This is a genomic window from Streptomyces sp. NPDC059853, from assembly GCF_042731495.1.
Taxonomy (GTDB): Bacteria; Actinomycetota; Actinomycetes; order Streptomycetales; family Streptomycetaceae; genus Streptomyces.
This window is the reverse complement of record NZ_JBHWJL010000281.1, coordinates 1,560-6,826: the sequence shown is the minus strand read 5'-3', so window position 1 is coordinate 6,826 and position 5,267 is coordinate 1,560. Positions and strand designations below refer to the sequence as shown.

The 5,267-nt window shown below is 78.2% G+C and carries 2 protein-coding genes and 1 pseudogene; all 3 read right to left on the bottom strand.

The genetic code is table 11. The features are described 5' to 3' along the window. On the bottom strand, positions 1-2,869 hold a 2,869-nt coding region (locus ACFV5N_RS22690), incomplete at its 3' end, for a DUF5682 family protein (RefSeq protein ID WP_385602834.1). 3 nt (positions 2,870-2,872) lie between these two features. Further along, on the bottom strand, positions 2,873-4,054 hold the full coding sequence (locus ACFV5N_RS22685; protein ID WP_385602831.1) for an AAA family ATPase: 1,182 nt from the start codon (positions 4,052-4,054) through the stop codon (positions 2,873-2,875). Continuing rightward, positions 4,051-5,267: pseudogene (locus ACFV5N_RS22680) on the bottom strand (hypothetical protein); the annotation flags it as partial. The gene ACFV5N_RS22685 and the pseudogene ACFV5N_RS22680, both read right to left, overlap by 4 nt.

Here is a 5,267-nt window from a genome sequence, read left to right as displayed (position 1 = left end):
GCCCCGGTACGGGCCGCCCGGCTCCGCCCGGGGCCGGGCGGTGCGGGGGGACGTCGCCCGGTACGGCACCGGCGCGGAGCGGAGGCGTGGGGGGAGCCGAGCCGTCCGCGCCCCCGGCTCCCGGGGCCCCCTCGGAACCGGCCCGGGCGGAGCCGGGTGTGCTCTCCGCACCACCCGAGCCCGCCTCGGAGCCCACCCTGTCCAGCGGCTCGGGACCGCCCGCTCCCCCGGCGTCCAGGGCAGCCTCCGTGCCGACGTGCGGGGCAGCGTGGTCCGGGCCTCCCTCGCCGCCGGCAACCGTCCCCCGGGGCGCGGGGGCGGCCGGGGCGGGGCCGGCGCTCGGCTCGGCCGCTCGTGCGGTGTCCGGGGCGGTGTCCGGGCCGGTCGTGTCCACGGCGGGGTCTCCGGTCAGCGGTGTGCCGTGCCCGGTCGGCCGGGGCGTGTCCGTTCCGCTGGGGCCGGCGGGCTGGGTGCCACCGCGCGCCGCGTCCGGTCCCGGGGCCCGCACCGTGGCCGAGGCGGCGGAGTGCGGCGGGGGCAGAAGCCCGAGGGCTGCCAGCTGTTCACGGGCCGTCAGGTCGGCCGTGGTCCAGTGCGCCAGGGTGATGGCGTCCGTGTCGGACACCGCGGTCACCGGGGCGCCCAGCGTGTCCTCCACGGTCGCCAGCAGGCGGTCGCGGGCGGCCGGGCTGAGGGTGTCGAAGCCGCCGCGCAGCGCGGGCAGGCGTTCGAGGAACCGGCGGTCGGGGAGGTGGATCACGCGCTCCAGCAGCGGCGCGAGCGCCTGGGGCGCGGTTTCCAGCAGCGGCCCCGCCGCGGTGAGCAGTCCGGTCAGCCGGGCGCCGAGCGCCGCACGGGCGTCGGGGGTGGTGGCGTTGTCCACCCAGGACGCGACCCGCTCCCCCAGGGCCTGGGGCGGCTGCTGGCCGAGCAGGACCCGTACGGCGTGGGCCGCGCCCGACATGAGCGGTGAGCCGTCGCGGGCCAGCCGGGCGAGCGCGTCGGTGAGCCGCAGCCCGCCGGACGCGTCCGCGCGGTGGGCCAGTTCCAGCAGGGCCCGGGCGTCGGCCGGGTCCTCGGAGCCGGTGAGGCCGTCCACCTGCCGCACGGCCGCGTCGGTCAGCAGGGTGACGGTGGGTGCGGTCGGGGTGGCGGGCTCGCGCAGCCGGTCCAGCAGGGTGAGCGCGGCCAGGAGTTCGGGCAGGGTGCCGGAGGCGGGCACCACGGCGGCCAGTTCGGCGAGCCGTTCGGCCGCCAGGGCGTCCAGCGCGCACGCGGCGGCCTCCGCGAGCCCGGTGATCACCTGGGCGGCGGTGGGGCCGCCCGCCTCCCGCTCGGCGCGGTGCCGGCTGCGCAGGGTGCCCTCGGCGGCCTGGGCGGCGGTCACCCCGCGGACCCCCACGGCCTCCAGCATGGCGGCGGTGGCCGGGGTCCAGGCCACCTGCCAGCGGGTGGTGACCGGCTCGGCACCGCCCGCCGCGCTGACCTCCCCCTCGGTGGCGTAGGGGATGCCGCAGACGGTGAGCCGGCGCAGCAGGACATCGCGGCGCCGGTCGCGCTCGGAGCGGCGCGGGTCCAGGCGCAGTTCGCGCTCGGCGCGGGCCTTCCGGCCGCCGTCCGGGCCGGGCAGGCCGAGTGCGGCGAGTTCGCGTTCGACGGCCGGGGCGAGCCCGCCGCGCGGGGCGGCCGGGGCCGGCCGGCCGGTGCGGTCGCCGACCAGGACGCGCTCCAGGGCCCGGGAGACGGCCCGGCCCCGGCCCAGGGGTTCGCCCTGGGCAAGGGTGCTCTGGACGGCCTCGACGAGTTCGCCGCGGCCGGGCGCGGGCAGTCCGCGCAGCCGGGCGAGGTCGGTGGCGAGCCGGACGATCTCGCGGGCGTCGGCCGGCCCGCTGGGGTGGTCCTGGGCCCGCAGCCCGGCACAGACCCGGACGGCGGTGCGGGTGAGGGCCTCGGTCAGCCGTTCCGGGTCGCCGGCCGCCGCGAGTACCTGGTGCTGCCATTCGGGGTCGCGGATGCCGGCCGGGTAGCCGGAGCGTTCGTCGAGCAGAGCGTAGGTGTACGGGATGAGGGAGACGGTCCAGGGCGGGGTGCCGCCGGGCGGGGGCTGCGGGGCGGGCTCGGGTGCCGGGGCCCGGAGGGCGGTGGCGGTGAGGGCGGGGGCGTGGAAGGCGCCGACGACGGCCGCGGCCCGGTGTCCCGCGGCCGCCGCCTCGGCCAGGTGCGCCCGCATATGGGCCTCCCGGCGCAGGTCGAGTGGGTCGACGCCGCCGCCGGTCTCGGCGTCCCGGCGCAGCGCCCAGCCGGCCAGCAGGGCGGCGCGGCGCAGCGCTTCGGGGGCGGATCCGGGGGCGGCGACCTCGACGAGCCGGTCCCACAGGTCGTCGCCGTCGCGGCCGGTGAGCCGGGCCCGCATGGCGTGTTCGAGGCCGGGGGGCCGGGCGCCGGTGCGGCGCGGCCGGCGCCAGGCCGGGTCGCCGAGCGGGAGGTCGGCGGCGACGGCGGGGACGCCCCGGCGGGCGGCCCAGCGCAGGGCCACCAGTTCGGGCGAGAAGTCGGCGAAGGGGTAGAACGCCGGCCCGGTGAGCTGTGCGCCGTCCTCGGGGTGGGCGGGGACGGCCGCCAGCGCCACCGGGGCGCGGGTCTCGGGGTGCGCGAGCCAGGGCAGCCAGTCCTGGAGGTCCGCGGGGAGTTCGACGAACAGCACCTCGGGTCCGGCCGCGTCCAGCAGGGCGGGCAGGGCGGCGGCCAGGGACGGCGCGTGGTGCCGTACCCCGATCAGCAGGGCTCCGGCCGGGTCGGTCAGCTCGCCGAGAACCGCCCGGGCCCGCTGGGTGTCGGCCCCGGGCCCGGGGTCCACGGTGCGGGTCATGGGTCAGTCCTCCAGTACGGCGCGCAGGTCCCACAGGGTGCGCCAGGTGGTCGCGCCGGCCTCGGCGCGCCGCCGGACGGCGCCGTCCCAGTAGCCGAGCAGCCGGGCCGCGTCGGCGGGGTCGTCCTTGCGGACGACGCCCAGCAGGTGGCCGGGGAGCAGCCGCAGCGGGTCGCGCCCGGCGGGGAAGTAGGCGGTGGCCAGGCCCAGCGCGGTGGCCACGGAGACGGCCTCGGCGGTGCTCATCACGGTGGAGGGGCGTTCCACTTCCCAGCCCTCGGCGGTGCGTCCGCCGCGCAGTTCGCGGAAGGCGGTGACCAGGACTTCCAGCACGGTGTCGTCGACGCCGTAGCGGGCCCCGGTGCGTTCGACGGCGGCCCGGGCCTGGCGGCGTACCAGTGCGGTCTCGGTGTCGAGGTCGGCGATGGGGCCCACCGTCTCGAAGTTGAAGCGCCGTTTGAGGGCGGCGGACATCTCGGAGACGCCCTTGTCGCGGAGGTTGGCGGTGGCGATGAGGGCGAAGCCGGGAGCGGCGTGCAGCTGGGCGTCCGGGCCGCCGGCGAGTTCGGGGACGGCGACCCGCCGTTCGGACAGCAGGGAGACCAGGGCGTCCTGGACCTCGGGCAGGCAGCGGGTGATCTCCTCGACGCGGGCGACGGCCCCGGTGGTCATGGCGCTGAGCACCGGGGAGGGCACCAGGGCGGTGCGGCTGGGTCCCTGGGCGAGCAGCAGGGCGTAGTTCCAGCCGTACTTGAGCTGGTCCTCGGTGGTGCCCGCGGTGCCCTGGACGGTGAGGGCGCTGGTGCCGCAGACGGCGGCGGCCAGCAGTTCGGAGAGCAGGGACTTGGCGGTACCGGGCTCGCCGACGAGCAGCAGGCCGCGTTCACCGGCCAGGGTGATGACGCAGCGTTCCACGAGGGCGCGTTCGCCGACGAACTTCTGCTCGATGGCGAGGCGGCGGGGCAGTGCGCCGGGGGCGTCGGTGTCGGCGGGGAGGGCGAGGGGTTCGCCGTCGCTGCCCATCACGAAGGTGACCACGGCGTGCGGGGTGAGCCGCCAGCCGGGCGGGCGGGGGCCGGTGTCGTGGGCGGCCAGGAAGGCGAGTTCGGTGGCGTACCGGTCCTCGGGCGGGACGATCTGCCGGGCGTCCCCGGCGGGCAGGGTGGCGGTGGCGGTGGTGGTCATCGGCGGCCCTTCCTGGTGGCGCGGGTGGTGAGTTCTTCGTAGGCGGGGGCGTCGCCCCCGGTGGTGCGGGCCCAGGCGCGCCGGAACAGTGCGGGGACGGAGCCCATCGGGACCGGGCGGCTGCTTGCGGAGCCGTCGTACAGGCTCTCCTTCCAGATCTCCATGGGGAGCCGGGGTGCCTGGTGGGGCTGCCAGCCGCCGGGGAGGAACAGGGTGCGGCCGGCGCGCGGCCGTTTGGCCTCCACCACCAGGTCGGTGGCGGCGAGTTCGGCTCTGGCGCGCTTGCCGCGGGCGGGCTTCCAGCCGGTCCACCGGGTGAGCCGGCGGTCGGTGGGGTCGGGCAGGGCGAGCAGTTGGAGGTAGAGGACGGCGGCGTCCCGGCCGAGGCCGTGCGCGGTGGCGACCTCGGTGACCAGGTCGGGGACGGAGAACTCGGGGTCCTGGGCGTGGCCGGTGCGCGGCAGCGGGCCGAGGCCGGCCGCGGTGGCCTCCGTGATGCCGTCGCCGAGGAGCGTCTGCACCGGCCACAGCGGGTTGTGGCCGCCCGTGCCGGTGAGTCCGGTCAGCAGGCCGAAGGCCGGGTCAGCTGCGCCCTTGAGGGCGGCCGGGCGCACCAGCACGGTCTCGCTGGAGCCGTAGGACGGGATGAGGACGAAGACGTCGCCGACCGGGGTGAAGCCGTCCCGGTCCGCGCCGCCCGTCTCGGGCAGGCCGTGTACCTGGCGCAGGGCGGCCGACAGTTGCCGGCCGTCCGGCAGCCAGGTGTAGCCGGCGGGGATCAGCAGCCCGGGGTCGGTGAGCCGGTGGCGCAGTGCGGCCAGCGCGTCGGGGAGGGCGGCGCGCAGCGGGTCGCCGTACGGCAGGACGTAGGCGAGGTTGAGGAGGGTCCGGGCGGCGCGGCTGAGGTCGCCGAGGGAGGGTATGGCGGCCGGGTCGTCGGCGGCCAGTTCGGTGTACTCGTGGTGGTGGCGTGTCTGGGTCACCGGACGCTGGGTGGTGGTGCGGGTGATCCAGGGGGTGCGGTCCGGGTTGAGGACGGCGAGCGCGGAGGTCGCCTCCTCCTGGCCGAGTTCGGCCATGGTGTCCTCGGCGGGCAGCCGCAGACCGCCGAAGTGCTGTTGCCAGCGGGCGGCGGCGGCTGCCGTGTCCGGGCCGGTCTCCCACAGCTGCGGGAGGTGATCCAGGGGGTGCGGTCCGGGTTGAGGACGGCGAG

Bases quoted from the DNA above. Each gene is read 5' to 3' on its own strand.
- ACFV5N_RS22685 (WP_385602831.1), bottom strand. From the start codon at position 4,054: ATGACCACCACCGCCACCGCCACCCTGCCCGCCGGGGACGCCCGGCAG.